The following is a 16,748-nucleotide window of genomic DNA, read 5'->3' as shown; positions in this document are numbered from 1 at the left end:
CATAAATGATAGTTACTATCACTTATGGTGAATATATGGCATATGTTCCGCTCTGTCAAGAGAGGAGAGCGCTCCGCTGCGCCAATTGTTGCCATTCCTCAACCAGACGCTCTACCGGAATACGGAACGCGGGCTTTGTCGACTCTGCGGTGCACTGTCGCCGGTAGTCAAGACCGCAGGTTTCGCGCACCCACATTTCGTAGTGTGCGATCCATGCGAGCAACGCAACGAACTGCCGATGCATCTGTTGCCGGATGCCCGGTTCATCAGGAAGCGCCGAAGGACGAATCTGGTCGGGCAACCATGGCAACCGTTGTGGCGTGAGTCGAGTGACAACCACCGGTGAGAACTCATAGCGCTTGAGATAGACGCCGCCCTGTGTGGGATCGCCATAAAAGGCGCCAAAGCCCCAGAGCACAACAACGGTATCCGGCGCGCACGATGCCAGATACGCACTACTCCCCGCCGCTCCGGCAGGCGGCCGCTGGCGACTGAACCCGTATTCGAGCAAGAGATTCCCTTCCGGGCGGCGAATATCACATCCCCAGAGCCAGCACTGGAAATGCATTAGTTCCGCGCCGCGCTGCTTCAGGCGCGGCGGAAGCGTCAGCCATGAGCGAGTGGTCATCAATGCGCTCCTGTCATTACCAGAACGTGTCACAATGTACCAGATGATAGTTACTTTCAACGAGTTCGTCAAACGAACAACCAACGCCACCCGTCCAGTGTGCAGCTACCTGACCCATCATCTTCAAGACAGGTGACGTAAGGGCGGGTCTTCCTTACACTCTGGATGTCGATGTGCTGGTGGTACCAATGACGATTGAAGATGCCGCATGCTTGTCATTCCGAGCGCAGCGAGGAATCTGAGCAGGTCGCGCAAGCCCCCTTGCTCTGCTCGGGGTGACCATGCCGGATGTTCATAGGTCATTGGTAGGTGTGGACGATTTTCAGCACCGAAGCGTACATGGGGAACGCTGCACGTATTCTGGGCGTTACTGGCGCTGCGAGCACGGAAGCGAACGTGATTGTGGCCGAGAGGGAGCCATCTTCAGGATGAGGCATATGCACTAATGACTTCTTCGTACACCGCAATGACCTGACGAACCAGGCGCTCTGGTGCGAAGCGCTCATGCAATGCGCGTTTGCCGCCAGCGATCAGGCGTTTGCGCATCTCCTGATCTTCGAGCAGGGTCAACATTGCCTGCGCCAGTGCATGGGTGTCGTCGTAGGGGATGAGCAACCCGTTCTCACCGTGAATCACAATTTCATTAACCACCGGAATATTGGTCGAGATCACGGGCACTCCGGCAGCCATACCTTCGAGGAGCGGCAACCCGAAGCCCTCGTAGCGCGAGGGAAAAGGAAGCAAATCACTGGCGCGCAGCAACGCCAGTTTCTCTTCTTCGCTGATTGTACCGAGGAAATGCAGGTTGTGTTCGATGCCCTGTTGAGCGGCGCGACGCATCAGATCGGCGCGCTGTGCCTGGTTGTGCGTTACGAAGACGAAGGATGCCTGCGGATAGTGGCGGACAATCACCGACATAACATCGATGATCATGTCATAGCATTTGCGGACGGTTAACTGACCAATGTATGGAATGATCGGGCGGGTTAGCGGCGGGGGTGCCGGAGCAGGTCCGTTCATGAACTCCATATCGATCCAGAGCGGCACAATCGGTCCCATTCGGTTCCCGAAGCCGAGGTTGGTCAGGACATCGGCTTCGTGGCGTGAACAGGGAATGAAGCGGTTGACCTGTCGCAATGGCGCATGGATCGCATAGTTTCGCCAGTGATCGCGCGCACGCCATGGTTCACGCATCACACGACGCACCAGGTCGAGTGCGCTCATGATCAGGCGCTCAGGATGTGGCGGTCGTTCATAGGGACGCTCGCGGTCGTCCACCAGCCAGCGATCATGAAATGGTCCCAGCCATGTCCAGCAGATCGGCACACGACTCTGCCGCATCCGGCGCACGGTTTCCCACGCCAGAACATTGCGCGGATGCATCAGGTGAACGACATCCGGGCGTGGGATGCTGCGCAGAACAGACACAAGATCGCGGTTTGGCACGATGCGCGGGCGCACACGGATGACGCGCACACCATCGATGGTGTCGGCGCGCTCGACGAGACCGAGGTGCGGCGCGTCAGGTTGCCAGTATGTCAGTGCATAGACCTCGTGGCCGGCGCGCACCAGCGATTGTCCCAGGGTTCGTTCGGGCCAGTTGCGAAAATGGCGGCTGATCCCGCCAAGACCAATAATAAGAATACGCACAAATGTCTCTTGCGAAGAACCAGCAACTGAGAACTGAGAACTGAGAACCGGGAACCAGATGCCGGAGCAGGCGGCAAACGGCGACTGAAAGGTATGGAGCGCCGATCCGCATATTATACCAATTCCCTGTGACCATCCGGCATGGTCACCCCGAGCAGAGCGAGGGGTCTTGCGCGACCCGCTTAGATTCCTCGCTGCGCTCGGAATGACAAGCATGCGGCATCTTCAATCGTAATTGGTATTACGTATTCCTGTCGTTGCGAGGCGTATCAGCGTCGAAACGATCTTCTCCCCCCACGAAGAGATGGCTTTGCTGCGCCTGCCGTGAGCGAAGCGCGTCGTTGGCACTGATGCCACTCCCTCGATGATAGAGACATGCGTGGATCACCTGATGATTGGCGTCGCTACATATAATCGCTTATGCGCCGCTTGATACGCCGCTTCCACACGATCAGCGACGGCAGACCAGGCGAACTGCGCAGCCCATTCCGGCGCGGCGGCAGCCATCGCGCGCCGACGGGCAGGATCGTCGAGGAGCGCGCGTACTGCGGCGGCGAGCGCTGCCGGGTCGCGTGGCGGCACGAGCAGACCGGTGCGCCCTTCGTCGATCACTTCCGGGAAGCCGCCGAAACGTGATGCAACCACCGGCAATCCGCACGCCTGCGCTTCGACCAGACCGATGCCAAAGGTTTCGCTGGCAAAACTGGTTGCCAGCAGTATGTCGGCAGCGGCATAGAGCGCCGGAAGGCGTTCGCGCGGCAGCGCCCCCAGAAAGCGCACCCGGTCTGCCAGTCTCATATCCTGCGCCAGACGCTCCAAGTCGGCGCGGGTTTCGCCATCGCCGATAATGACAAGGCGGGCGCGCGGAATCTGTTGCAGCGCGCGAATGGCGACATCAACCCCCTTCCATGGTTGCAGGCGACCAACCCACAGCAGAAGCGGCGCACCGTCGGAACGGTCGAGCATCGGATCGGGCGCCACCGGGCGAAACAGGGTGGTGTCGATGCCGTTGAACACGACCGTCGGCTCGAACCCATAGCGCGTCGCCACGGTGCGGGCATTGAAGTGACTGCACGACACAGCAGCATCGACGTATCGCGCCAGGAAGGTATCGCCAGGATAGAAATCTTCGCCGTGACACCCGAGCACCACCCGCGCTCCGCCGAGACGCCGCGCCAATAGCGCCGGTCCCAGATCATACGGCTTCTGAATGTGGATGATGTCGTAGCTGCCGCGGATCAATTCGGGCAGCGCCGCTACCGCCAGCGAAAGGCGTTCGAGGAGTTTGGCTTCCGCATAGGCGCGGCGCAAGAGCGGCAGCGCCTGAAAACGATGCCGGTTGATGAAGGGAAAGGTCAGCACCCACACTCCCGGCGCAGGTTCACGGCGCTTCCCTACTCCGCCGATGATCGTCACAGTGTGCCCGCGACGCGCAAGCTCACGCCCAAGGTCCCACACAAAGCTTTCAACGCCGCCATATTTTGTCGTGGTAGTCAGGTTGTAGAGTGCAATGCGCATGTGTGATTTTACCGTCGGTTGTGCGCTTTGGAAACTGCCTTCATTGCTCTTACTCCTGTCGAAACTCACAACATCCGCAATAGCCAGCGTCCTCCCGGCAGGCGCATCGTCGCCAGTTGCTCACGGTCCTGCGGCTCTAGCCCGCCGGTCGCCCGGAGTGCGCCGATGAAGACGCCAGCGCCGATGAGTGCAACACCCGCCAGTAGCGCCGCTTCCCGCAGGCGTAGCGCGACGCCAGCATGGGGCGGCAGTTCGGGCAGCAGCAGCGCCATGCCGACAACGATCAGCGCCATGACTCCGCTCGCCAGCAGGACGCGCAGCGTAAAGCGCCAGGGCCAGCGCACTCCCAGCAACCGATACCCGTTGAATGTCGCCCATGCTCCAGCCAGCACACGCGCCAGCCCAAACGCGAGCGCCACCCCGACAACTCCGAGCAGCGGCGCGAGCAGAATCAGCAGCGGAACAACCGAGAGTGTCAGCAGGCGCGAAATGACGATCACCCGCAAATGCTCATAGACAATCAGCGCATTGTGCGCCGTTGTCAGCATGCTTTCCAAAAAGAGGCACGGCACAAGCACCCACACGAGCGGCGCTGCGCCGACGTATTGTGGCGTGAGCACCGCCAGCACCGGGCGCGCCAACAGGAGTAACCCCACCGCGCCGGGGATCAGCAGCAACGCCTGAAGGCGCGCCAGCGACTGATAGGCGCCCAACAGCGTCCCGCCCTCGCCGGCGCGCACGCGGGTGAACAATGGCACCTGCACCCCCACCATCGGCGTGTAGAGATATCCCAGCACCATCCCAACCACCGACGCTCCCGCCCAGAGCAGCGCAACATCGCTGATGTCGTTCGTCAGAAACACCGCAAACGACTTGCTCGCCAGAAAGTCGGTCAGGGTCATCAAGAACGATACTGCGCAATAACGCACAAAACCTGTCGGAATAGCGCGCCACGATGACGGTGCAGGAGCGTTCGATGTCCAGTAGCGCGCATCCGATGCCCACAACCGGTAGACGTTCCACCCCGCCAGCGCCACTGCCAGTGCCGGCGCAACGAACATAGCGATCAATACGCCAATGATCGCAGTGCGATCAGGATTAGGCGCCAGGCGGCTGAGCAGAATGACGGCGGCGCTCAACAGCGGCGGCAGCAGACCTGCGGCAAGCGCCACGCTGTTCCATGCGCGCTGCTTGAAAAAACTGTTCAGATACGCCATCAGCATATCGTAGCAGATACCCAGGAACAGCATAATCAGAATAGTCAGGATGATCAGCCAGCCGAACTCGTCGATGAACCGCACCAGGGTCGTTTGCTCAACCGGTGGAATACGCCCGTCGGCGAGCACCTTACCCTGCAACTCGCCGATATAACGGTCGTATCCGATGATCAATCCGACCAGCGTTAGCGCCAGCATGGCAATCTGCGCCGTGAGGACGACCGTGAGCAACCGCAGCACGGCTCGTGGTCCGCCGGTGCGGTTGGTCTCTGGAATATACTTTGGTAGTGCGCGGGTTGTGCCCAGATCGATCCAGGTGCCCAGACCGCCGGCAGCGCCGCTGACCAGCGCCAGCAGACCATAACTGGTCAACGGCAGCACCGTCAGCTTGAGAAGCGTCGCCACAATCTCGGCGACCATGCGCAGCGGCACGAAGACCGCATTCCACACCACGGCGCGGGAAACCTGGGTGGCGAGGGAAGGAGCGCGGCTGGTTGTCGGTTCGGTTGCCATCTACTGTTTGACCAATCCCAGTTCGAACATACCGGCATACCAGTCGCGTTGCAGGCGATACGCGGCGCGTTCCAAACCCAGGCGATGCAGCGCCGCGCGCGCGATACGGCGCGCCGGTTTCGGACTGTAGAGCGCGCCGCGCAGCAAGTCTTCTTCGCGGAGATCGCGCATGCTGAAGCCGTGGCGCGCCGCGAGCGCAACAAAGGCATGGTACGTGAAATAGTGCATGTCGCTCAAGCGTTGCATGTCGCGAAATGCGGCGCCCTGCTTGACGCGCCCGCGGCGTGCAATCAGCCATTCCGCCCATGGACGCGGCAGCCAGTTGATGCCGCGCATATGATAGTGTGGATCGATCCACGCGCGCCGGTTGATGACCGTCACGAGCGCCACGCCACCGGGGCGCAACACTCGCGCGATTTCGTGCAGCACCTGATCCGGCGACTGCACGTGCTCGATAACATCCCAGCATACCACGGCATCGAAGGTGGCGTCGGGCAATGGCAACGCCTCACCAGCCGCATTGATCACCGGCAGACTCAAGCAATGACGTGTCGCGCGCAACGTGGTGATCCGACAGTATGCCGGATTATACTCGCTGGCGACGACCTGCGCGCCGCGCAACGCCGCAGCAACCGCAAATCCGCCCATACCGGCGCCCAGGTCGAGCACGCGCAATCCTTCGAGATGCCCGGCGATCTGCTCCAGGCGCGCCAGCCGTTCGCGCTGATACGCTTCCTGATTGATGCGTCGCTCACGCCAGCGTGCAAAGTCGCGTCGCCAGCGCATATGGGTCAACCAGGGATCGATGGCACGTTCGAGGTCGGATGAAGCGGCAACCGCTGGCATTACCGTTTCTCCTCCGTTAACGCAGGATAGGCGACGCTCACGCGAAACGCAACGATGCTGATCATCCGGTTGCTCGCCGGGTCGGGCGCGGTCGGCGCACGCAAGATGATCGGATTGACACCGTGGTTCACCGGCAGGAGCAGTCTGAAGGTGCGCGGTTCAGGCGATATGCCCAGGACGCCCCACAGTCGATTGTCAGACCATAGTTCGGTGGGGCGTGTCGTCTGATATGCTGCAAGCCTGAGCGATACCAGCGCCGGGACGGATGTCGTGTGCGGGCTGGCGATGATGACCTGGCTCTCGGCATCCGCCCAGCGGTAGAGGACCATCTCGGTGTTTCGCTCAACGGCGTGCCAGCCTTTGCCTGGATACATAAACGGGTGGCATGCATCGACGAACAACGGCAATTCATACCAGCGATAGGCAGCATCTTCGTATGCTGGCACAGCTGGACGCCCGATGAGACGGGTTAGCGTCTGCTCCAGGTTGTTCTGCTCGCGCTGCGTCGTCAGGTCGGTGCGCACCACCACGTGGCGCACTGGCGCAAAGCACTGCATCGCCATCAGGGTGGTCCGATCAAGCGGCGTAATGTCGTCATCCGGCAACTCCTGCATTGTGCCGATTGCTCGAATAAGCGGAATATCAAACGATGGATATGCCGGTCGACGAGCAATGAAACCGCCAATAATCGGCTGACCATGGATCATCTGGTTGCGCAGTGTGCGACTCGTTTCGAGCACATCGAGCGGCAGGTCGGCGACAGCGCCGGGGCGCGCTGCGATCTGTTCGTACACTGGCGGGCGTTCCAGCGGCAGAAAGACGCGCCCTGCCGGAAGCCAGAGTTCAAAAGTCCCCAGCGCCGCTACCACGACGACCGGCGCAGCGCGCCAGAGAGATGGTAGACGCTGACGCAGCTCCTCGAGTCCTATCGCTGCCAGCACGCTCAGCAGCGCCAGCACCGGCGCGACAAACAGCGCCGGTTTGCGCGCCGCGCCGAACAGCGGAATCCGGTCGAGCAAGGCATAGGGCATTGGAATGTTGCTATCGTATCCGAATATCCACAGCGTCGGTCCAAGGGCTATGACCCACAAGCAGACGCCGACGATAAGAAGGTGCAGCGCGCGCTGCCAGGAAGACCAGACGCCAATGATTGCCAGCGTTGTCAATGTCCATCCGGCAGCCACATACCAGACGCTTGGCGTAAACGGTGCGGCAATCGGGCGCAGTATCTGTTCGACCTGTGCGCCCCACAGCGGATTGTAGACGTTCGGAAAGAACAGACCGAACAGATCTGCTGACGAATAGCGCACATATGCTTCCCAAATCTCATCACGAGCGCTGTGTCCTACCGGTAGCAATGTCCGACTGGCGATCATTCCAGCCAGAAAAGGCAACAGCATCAGCGATGCACCTGCCGCGAAGAGCGCATAGCGCTGCACCAGCACCCACCGTTCACGCACCAGCGCAAGCCGCGCGATGACCCACACGATAGTAAGCACGCCACACACCGATGCCCAGTACCAGTCGGAGAGCACGACCAGCGCCGCCATGCCCGATGCATATCCGATTCGCCAGCGACTTCCGCGCTCATCCAGCAGTGTCAGAGCGTGGAGGTAGAACGGGATCCACTGCATACTGAACAGATGGTTGTGACTGTTCTGCAACTGCCCGAGGTGAAACGGTCCCAACGTGACCAACACCCCACAGAGCAGCGGTCCCCAGAATCCGCCAGCATACTGGCGCGCCAGCAAAAAGATGCCGAAGCCGGTCAGGGCGAACCCCAGCACAATGACGGTGTTGAACGCCGCGACCGGTCCTGCCAGGAGATAGATCGGCAGCGTTATGACGGCGTTGGGTGCGCTCAACGTCTGCACATACAATTGCACGCCGTCAGGATAGAACAGCAGGTCGGTCCAGAATGGATGAACGGCGTGCAGGAGCGCCTCGCTTACCCACCAGACGCGCCACAGGTGCAAGCCGGCTTCCTCATAACCGGCAAAGCGAAACCGACCAGGGATGTTGTCGATGCCGCCGAACAGTTCAGTATTGAAGCGCAGCGCCAGGGGCCAGGTAACGAGCAGCGCCAGCGCCAGATAGCAGGTGAGCGCGAGCAGATCAACAGCAACAGCGCGAACCCGAGCGCCTGCGACCGTGTATTCACGAAACAGGTGTTGTGCTCGGATCATGGATCTCCCACTTTTTCTAGCAATGCCATTCACACCGATCCGCCAGCATGACATGTCCTGCGTCACCCAATGCATCACCGTTCGACACGCACCTCGTACACTGCCACGCCCGTGTACCATGGCGCCCGCTCCAGATCGAGCAGTCCCGTTTCGCTGACGATATGCACAGTCAGTTCGGGTCCGAATTCACATTCGCGAATGCCGGAGAGCGCAAGGCGCACCTCCTGTTGTTCGCCGTTCATTATCATCCGCTTTCGAATACCCCAGTCGTCGATGCTGATGTCTACCCGACGCCCGGATGGTCCGCGCAACTGAACCGCTAAGGCGCCGCAGCCGCCACGCACCCGCACCCGTCCTTCTCCCAGGGTCCAGCGCCCAACCGCGAGATCAGGCGTGGCGGGCGCAAACCCGGCATACAGTCCCAGCGCCATCGGATCGCCGGGAACGACGCGATCCGGTGCAGGACGTCGCCGTGTGGTCCATGCCCATTCGAGCAGATCGTTGCCTGAGCGCCAGTAATCATCGATCGCTGCCAATCCTGCTGCCGCTTCGTCGGGCATGGCAAGATACGCGCCGGTGATGGCGCGCATCGCCTGCGCATACAGGCTGCGACGTTCCATCTCAGCCGCGCGCCGGTACAGGCTAAGCGCCGCCCGATCATCGCCCTGCGCCAACCGCAGATCGGCAAGATCGATCACGCGCAACGGGTTATCCGGGTGAGCATCGTGCGCCAGCGCCAGCAGCGTTTCAGCCTGTCGCAAATCGCCCGCTTCGAGTGCCGATCGTCCCGGCACAGCATACCACATACCCGCACCCCACGGAATATACCGCATGCTGACGATCAGCGCCAGGAAAACCATCACTCCGCTCAGCGCCATATAACTGCGCCGGTCGCGCGGCAATTGACGGATGTGTCGCCATCCTGCGGGCAATCTGACCAGCGCATACGCAGCGAAGGGCAGGACAGACGCAACAATCGGAAGGCGCAATCGCGGGTGTCCAATGGTCAATACCGCCAGCAGGGTCGCCAGTCCCACCCAGAGCAACGTCGGAATGGCACGGGCAGGGTGCGGCATAAAACAGACGCCGCCAATTGCCAGGATTATGAGCGCCACGTACTGCACGTCCGCCAAAAGCGTCATGCTCAGGCGATATTCGCCTGCATTCTGAACCAGTGGCGCACCACGCGAGTCGATTGAAATAACATCGCCGACGGCATAACTGCGTGTTTGCAGCGCGTAGAGCGACGCAATCTTGAAACGCATGCGCGCCAGGAACCGTGCCGGATCATGACGAATGTTCTCCCACGCCATCTGAATTGCAAGCGATTGCCGGTCGGCGAGGTTGGGCACAGCCGCCAGCCGCGCTTCGCCTGCCTTCTCTTCGGCATCGTCGCGCACTGTGCCGTACCACATACTGATGCCGCCATTGGTATCGCTGAGGATGACGCGCCCGTGCGCCAGATAATTCCGCGCTGCCCACGGTCCAACCACCAGAAGCGCTCCCAGGATAAGGGAGATTGCCAGTTGATAGGAACGTATCTCCAGGCGGTCGCTCTTGTCACTCATAATGTGCTGTTCACTCTGCGAGGCGTCTTTCCCTGTATCCTTCCACGCTCCTTCTCCTACATCGGAAGAAGGGTGAATGTGGGCGCCGTGATCTTTGGAACGGGCAACGCGACGCAGGCGCGTGTCAGACAAGCCCATCCCTATCGACAGGCTACCGCCGTGTCGCATGCGCCAGGCAATCCACACGGCTGCTAGCGGGATCAGGTACAGACCCACGGCGCGGGTCAGTGCCGCCAGCGCCAGAAGCACGCCGGCGCCACATGCCGCTCGCGTGCTGTTGCGAACCAGCGCGCGGTCGATCAGCGCAAGACCAATGACCAGGAGTGTCACAAACAGCGCTTCGGCATAAAGCGAACTCGCATACGATGCCAGCGGCACGAACAGTGCTGCGAGCAATGTCGTCACCATTCCTGTGACGCGCCCGAACAGTTGCGTGCCGGAGGCATAGAATACCAGCGTTCCGATGCCTAAAACACACGCCTGAAGCAACAGCGCTCCGGCGACATTCATTCTCGTCGGTGGCAAGAGCAGCGCCAGGAATGCCGGATAGACCGGCGGGCGCAGCCATTTGCCGGTATCGTGGTACCCGCCGTGCAGCATATGGATGGCAGCGCGATAGTACTCTTCCGGATCGCCCGGCGGCACGGCGCCGGAACGCGCCTGCACCTGCCAGAACCAGAGGCGTGTGACCAGCGCCAGCGCAACAATAGCAGCCAGCAAGATGAGATCAATCGTCGTCACGGACCGCGCACTGCGCAGCGTCTGTTGAGCCTGCATGGACGTACAATCTACGGCGCCTGGTGCGCCTGGCGCAGCACCAGCAGGTCCTCCTCTTCGGCAATAACCTGCCAGCGCCTCGATTCGCGCAGACGCTGAATAAAGTCGCGGTCGCGTTCGGTGTGCAACGCCGCAGCGCGCATGTCGATGAAAAGATACTCGGCGCGCTCGAGCGGTGGAAATGACTCGTCCGGCGGCACATAGTAGATGAAGCGACGCGGCATCATGCGCGGCGCCAGAAACGACGTCACCCCCAGCGGAGCATCGGGCGGGATCAACGCTGCCAGGCGCTCCATCGCCGCAAGACGCTCCGGCGACTCACGGTAGAGCACGGTCGTTGCGACGGGATTGCGGTATGCCAGATTGGTGACCGCTGCAATGCCAATGGCGCCGATCATGAACATTGCTGCCGGGCGCGAGCGTGTTCGGCGTTCCTGAATGCCAGAAACGTGAGCGCCGCGCGTCCGCTCACTGCGCGCCTGCCACCACGACCATACCCGCGCCGCGCCGATAATCGCCGCCAGAATCAGACCGGGAATGACAAGCGCCTGATACTGTTCACGCACCGTGATCTGAAACGGGCGCAGCGAGAGGAGGTTCATTGCCAGCGGCGGGGCTGCCAGAATCGCGACATCGGGCGCGAGCAACGGGAGCAGCGCCAGCGGAAGCAGCATCAGCGCCAGATAAACCAACTTATCCGGTGTAAACATCAGACGCAGCACATCAATCGGTCGGCTGACAATCGTCCACAGAATAGCGCCCGCACTGTCGCCGAGATGCGAATAGTACGCCAGTTGCGGGCTTTTGCCGGGCCAGACCTCGGTGTAATCGCCCTCCGTCACCGCGCCGATCTCTCCCTCGCGCACCTGATAATCGGGAAGGTAAAACGATGGCACGATCACATTCGTCGAAAGATAGAACCATGCCAGTCCCATCATGAGCGGCGGGAGCGCCCAGCGCCAGCCGACGCGCCACAGCGCCGCCAGAATGCCGAACGAGACCACCACCAGCGACACATCGGTGCGTGTGGTCAGCGCCAGTGCCAGTAATCCCAGATATGCGCCCCACTCCCGGATGCCTGCGCGCTGGAACGTGGCGCGTTGCAGGAAGAAAAACGCGCCGAGCAGCGCCGGGATCGCCAGTGTGCGCGGTTGCCATGGTGCGCTCATCGTCACAAACCAGAGCGATGGATAGAGCAGATAAACAAGCGCCCATCCGAGACCCGCGAGGCGCGAACCATCGAAGCGGTCGCGCGCGATCCCATAGATCGGCAGCGCGCCAAGCGCCATAAAGAGCGCCTGGAAGAAATTGAGCGTTAGCGCCGATGGAAAGAGCGCATAGAATGGAACGATCAGCAGGATCGCCGGAATGAAATCCATGCCCCACAGGTGATCGGTGTGGCGGTAGTGCGAAATCTCGAGGAAACGACCCTGGGTTGTGTTCCAGATCGACTGCTGATAATCAATCTGATCATACCCCTGCGCCCAACTGAAGTACTTGAATGTCAGTCCAAAGAAAAGGACTGCGACGTAGAGCATGATAAACGCTGCCAGCGCCAGACTCGCCTGCCGCTCGATTGCGGTGAGCATGTGCGCGATCCAGGTGTTGGAACGTTCGCGTTGTGATGCAAGCGCTTGTGTCATATGTGCGAAACTCGTGCCTTGCCACACGATCCACGAAGGCTTTCGTGCCGCGACATTTATGTCGCACCCTAGATTGTGCAAAACTCGTGCCTTGCCGGACGATCCACGAAGGCTTTCGTGCCGCGACATTTATGTCGCACCCTAGATTGTGCGAAACTCGTGCCTTGCCGGACGATCCACGAAGGCTTTCGTGCCGCGACATTTATGTCGCACCCTAGATTGTGCAAAACTCGTGCCTTGCCGGACGATCCACGAAGGCTTTCGTGCCGCGACATTTATGTCGCACCCTAGATTGTGCAAAACTCGTGCCTTGCCGGACGATCCACGAAGGCTTTCGTGCCGCGACATTTATGTCGCACCCTAGATTGTGCAAAACTCGTGCCTTGCCGGACGATCCACGAAGGCTTTCGTGCCGCGACATTTATGCCGCACCCTAGATTGTGCGAAACTCGTGCCTTGCCGGACGATCCACGAAGCGTGCGAAGGCGCGCGAAGAATTGCCTGCGACATCGGCGGCGTATCACTCTCGGCGCCCTTCCCGGGTGCAACGTTCAACCCGCAACGCGCAACCTTCGCCCCTTCAACTCCTCACGCCTCGCGCCTCGTGCTTCATGCCTTCATACGACCGGCGACCGCGCAATCCGAATGATCCACAGATCGAGCGCCGTCGCCAGCGTGAACGCATAAATGGTGATGACCAGCACTCTGCCCCACCATCCACGCTGCCAGAATCGTTCGGCATAGACTCCCCAGCAGAGACAGATAGCCGGCACAATGTAGAACAACTGCTTGTCCACCATTGAGACGCGGTACCCGATAAGCATGAAGAGCGTCCCAACCGAAAACCATGCCGCGAGCATCACCCACAGGAGCGCTCGTTTCCGCAGCGCAAGAAACCCCGGAACGACGAATATGAGAGGAATGAGCAACCCATAATAGAGAAAGCCATCCGGTCGCATATCGTATCGCAAATGCCGCCAGAACGAGAACATATACTCGCTGAACGGCGGACGATCCACCCCGACGCTTTGCGGTCCGGCGGTCGCCAGGTTGAGCGCATAGGGAACCGTGCGTTCCAGAATCGGCGGGATATACTGCCCATAGTAGATAAGCGTTGCCGCTATCAGCGCCGCACCCAGCGACAGCACAATCGGGCGCAGCGGTTTGCGGTCGATCCCCACCGGAGCGATAAGCGCCAGTCCCACAAAAAAGACGGCGAAAACGATGTGGAAAACCGCCATGACCGTATAGAACAGCAGTGTGACGGTTGTCAGCACCGTGAGCAGCGCAAACGGACCACGTTCGTGGAGGCGTGGGTAGAGGGCAATCATGACCGTCGAGGTCACGAGCGTCCACCACATACCGGATGTTGTCGGAACGTTCCCCCACGAGTGCAGCAGGAACGTCACCGGTGTCACCGCATAGATCAGCGCGGCGAAGAGGGTCACGCGGTTACTCAATCCTGCTTTGCGCGCCAGGAGCGCAATCAGGAAAACACGACTATTGTCGAGCAGGGCGCTGAAGAGGTTCGCGCTGGTTTCGAGTGGCCAGGGGAACAGCGCAAAGAGTGTTGAAAACAGATGGAAGAACGGCGAATAGGGGATCACCGGACGGTTCGGACCCCACTCGTTGATCGGCATCACCGACTCTGAGAATGCGCCAGGGAGATACATCTCCGCCCAATGCCCATCGAGAATCCAGCGCACGCGATCCATATGCCAGCCGATATCGATAGCGCGCATATAGGGGAAGAGCAGCCCACCGCCTTTCACCCAGAGACCGGCGAGGAAGATGATGAGAAGCGCAGCGCGCACGCCGGGATCGAGCGGCGCGTCGAGTTTGCGAAAGATCCATGTCACGCCGCGATCCATGAGCGGTGTCAGCGCCAGCGTAAACAGCATGAACCACGCCAGCGGTTCAAGAAACAGCCCTGTTGGGTAGCGATGCGCAGCCAGCGCCCAGGACCCCAGGATCGCTACCGCCACTGCCGTCACACACGCGCCCCATGCCGGAACACGCGAAAAACGGAGCGCGCCGTATGCGCTCAGCACAATCGTCAGAGCTGGCACAAACGCGCTCCATGGCGGCAACGCAACCGATAGCGCATTGCTGAGCGGCGTCACCGTTACACGCTCCAGCGAAATTCCCAGCGGGCGCGGATCGCGATACGGATTGGCAGTGATTTCCAGGGTCAGGTCGCCATGATCGATGGCGTGCGCCGGCGCCATGACCTGATACCGGCGCATACCGGGCGTGTCAGGCAGGTTGGCGATCAACTCGCCGTTGGCGAAGACGCGCGCATCAACGGGACTGCCATCCGGGTGAGCGACGAGCGCCTGCAACTCCACTCGCCAGTCACCGTTTCCCAGTGCCGGGAATGTGATCGCAGTGCGTTCACTCGTCCAGCGGTATGTCTGCGCTTTAGCAATCTCGGCGTCAACCATGCTCACCGACGGCACATCGAGGGTGCGATCCGGGATCGCCTCGATGCGCAGACGCAACCCGCCGGACAGATCGACGTCATCAGGAATCAGTACCCGAAAACGGCGATCGCCGCCGCGATCATCGAGCGTATTGATCCGTCGATCATTCGCATACACAGCAATCAAACGGCGGGGATGCAATCCATCGGGCTTCCAGTCGTCCAGGGTGAGTGTCGCCATAAAGACGCCGTTGTGGAGCGGTTTGTCGATCACAACTTCGTTGGATCCTGGCGTCGCAACCGCCCGAACGACTATCGTCTGGGCGGTGAACTCGCGGGCATGCATGCCGCGAATGTGCGGATAATCGAACGGCGCGCCGACGTCGATGACCACGAACGGTTGAGCAGCATACGCTGTCGCCAGCGCAACGAGGACGCTGAACGCCGCCAGGATCAACGGCAAACCAGGCTTCCAGCGGCGCAGATGGATCAACGCGCCAGACCAGGCAATTGGAGCGCGTGTTGCTTTCGGAGCAGCCAAACCGAATACCCTTATGCCGGTACGATAATCCGCCGCATTATAGCACACCCAAAACCGGGGTATACTTGGAAGTGGTTCTCGGTTCTCAGTTCTCGGTTCTCCCATGGAACTCGTCTGGCATTCATCATTCGCATCACTCACCGGCTACAGCGGCTCATCGCTTGCTTTCGTCCTGGGGCTTGATGCGCGCGGCGTGGCGGTTCGTCCGCTCTACCTGTACGGCGCCGACCGCGATGAGCATGTGATGATGGGGCGCATCCATCCGCGCATTGCCGAGTTACAGCGCGCTCCGGTGCGTTTTGATGCGCCGCAGGTCGTGTATGCGCCGGGTGACCGATTCTCGAAGAACAGCGGGCGCTACCGCATCGGCTTCACCATGCTCGAATTTGATCGTCTGCCGCAGGAATGGGTGCAGCAGGCCAATCAGATGGACGAAGTCTGGACGCCGACTGCCTGGGGCGCCGACGTGTTTGCGGCAAGCGGCGTCACCCGCCCGATCTTCGTTGTGCCGCTTGGCGTGGATTCAGGACGCTTTGAACCGGGAGAACCGCGCGCGCATTTGACCGACCGCACGGTATTCCTCTCGGTCTTTGAGTGGGGACCGCGCAAAGGATGGGATATTCTGCTGCGCGCCTACCGCGCAGCCTTTCGTGCCGGTGATCCGGTTGTGCTGGTGTTGAAGATCGACTGCCGCGCCCCTGGCGAGAATCCTGTGCGTGAACTGGCGACGCTGTTGCCCATGCCATCACCGCCGGTTGTGCTTCTCTACAACCGTTCCCTGGACGCGCAGCGTATGGCGGAACTCTACCGCAGCGCCGACTGCTTCGTGTTGCCGACGCGCGGGGAGGGGTGGGGCATGCCGATCCTCGAAGCGATGGCGTGCGGCATCCCTGCAATTGCAACCGACTGGAGCGGACCGACGGCGTTTCTCAGCCGCGAGAATGGCTATCCACTGCCGATTCGCGGTCTCGTTCCCGCCGATGCTGGCGGCGCCTACGGTATTGGCGCGCAATGGGCAGAGCCGGACGCCGATGCCCTGGTTGATCTGCTGCGTCAGGCGGTGCAACACCCCGATGAGCGCCGCCGCAAAGGGCTGCGCGCTGCCGCCGACGCCAACCGCTGGACGTGGGATCGCGCAGTGGAACGGGTCTGTGCGCGTTTGAAGGAAACCGGAATCTGGTGAACAGTACGGAGCAATCTGGTGGTATAATTCTGAAGTGGACACAAACGGATAACGCC

10 protein-coding genes are annotated in these 16,748 nt (G+C 60.8%); 1 reads left to right on the top strand and 9 read right to left on the bottom strand.

Annotated features, from left to right (window positions below):
* Positions 1–55: 55 nt before the first annotated feature.
* The 9 genes from RCAS_RS20205 to RCAS_RS20165 form a co-directional block, all read right to left on the bottom strand.
* Positions 56–628: a hypothetical protein gene (locus RCAS_RS20205; RefSeq protein WP_012122352.1), complete on the bottom strand. Its 573-nt coding sequence runs from the start codon at positions 626–628 to the stop codon at positions 56–58.
* 423 nt (positions 629–1,051) lie between these two features.
* The gene (locus tag RCAS_RS20200) at positions 1,052–2,278 is read right to left on the bottom strand and encodes a glycosyltransferase family 4 protein (RefSeq protein WP_012122351.1); all 1,227 of its coding nucleotides are present in this window, start codon (positions 2,276–2,278) and stop codon (positions 1,052–1,054) included.
* Between the two features lie 384 nt (positions 2,279–2,662).
* Complete coding sequence (locus RCAS_RS20195; RefSeq protein WP_012122350.1) at positions 2,663–3,796, bottom strand: glycosyltransferase family 4 protein; 1,134 nt, start codon at positions 3,794–3,796, stop codon at positions 2,663–2,665.
* Between the two features lie 65 nt (positions 3,797–3,861).
* The gene (locus RCAS_RS20190) at positions 3,862–5,526 is read right to left on the bottom strand and encodes an MATE family efflux transporter (RefSeq protein WP_012122349.1); all 1,665 of its coding nucleotides are present in this window, start codon (positions 5,524–5,526) and stop codon (positions 3,862–3,864) included.
* Positions 5,527–6,372 carry a class I SAM-dependent methyltransferase gene (locus RCAS_RS20185; protein WP_012122348.1) on the bottom strand — a complete coding sequence of 282 codons (846 nt, stop codon included), beginning with the start codon at positions 6,370–6,372 and terminating at the stop codon, positions 5,527–5,529.
* A complete protein-coding gene (locus tag RCAS_RS20180) occupies positions 6,372–8,558 on the bottom strand; it encodes a hypothetical protein (protein WP_012122347.1) in 2,187 nt (728 codons plus the stop codon). Before RCAS_RS20180 ends, RCAS_RS20185 begins: the two co-directional genes overlap by 1 nt.
* Before the next feature lie 74 nt (positions 8,559–8,632).
* A complete protein-coding gene (locus RCAS_RS26090) occupies positions 8,633–10,903 on the bottom strand; it encodes a glycosyltransferase family 39 protein (RefSeq protein WP_012122346.1) in 2,271 nt (756 codons plus the stop codon).
* Positions 10,904–10,914: 11 nt separating this feature from the next.
* Complete coding sequence (locus RCAS_RS20170) at positions 10,915–12,546, bottom strand: DUF2079 domain-containing protein (RefSeq protein ID WP_232280079.1); 1,632 nt, start codon at positions 12,544–12,546, stop codon at positions 10,915–10,917.
* A gap of 617 nt (positions 12,547–13,163) precedes the next feature.
* Positions 13,164–15,509, bottom strand: coding sequence for a hypothetical protein (locus RCAS_RS20165; protein WP_232280078.1), 2,346 nt, complete (start codon positions 15,507–15,509; stop codon positions 13,164–13,166).
* Positions 15,510–15,612: 103 nt separating this feature from the next.
* Between RCAS_RS20165 and RCAS_RS20160 the strand changes: the two genes are divergently transcribed.
* Positions 15,613–16,692, top strand: coding sequence for a glycosyltransferase (locus RCAS_RS20160; RefSeq protein WP_012122343.1), 1,080 nt, complete (start codon positions 15,613–15,615; stop codon positions 16,690–16,692).
* Positions 16,693–16,748 lie beyond the last annotated feature (56 nt).

Origin of the sequence: Roseiflexus castenholzii DSM 13941 (assembly GCF_000017805.1) — a bacterium.
GTDB classification, from domain to species: domain Bacteria; phylum Chloroflexota; class Chloroflexia; order Chloroflexales; family Roseiflexaceae; genus Roseiflexus; species Roseiflexus castenholzii.
Note: the sequence above shows the minus strand (reverse complement) of the source record. Positions and strands in the feature narration are given on the sequence as shown.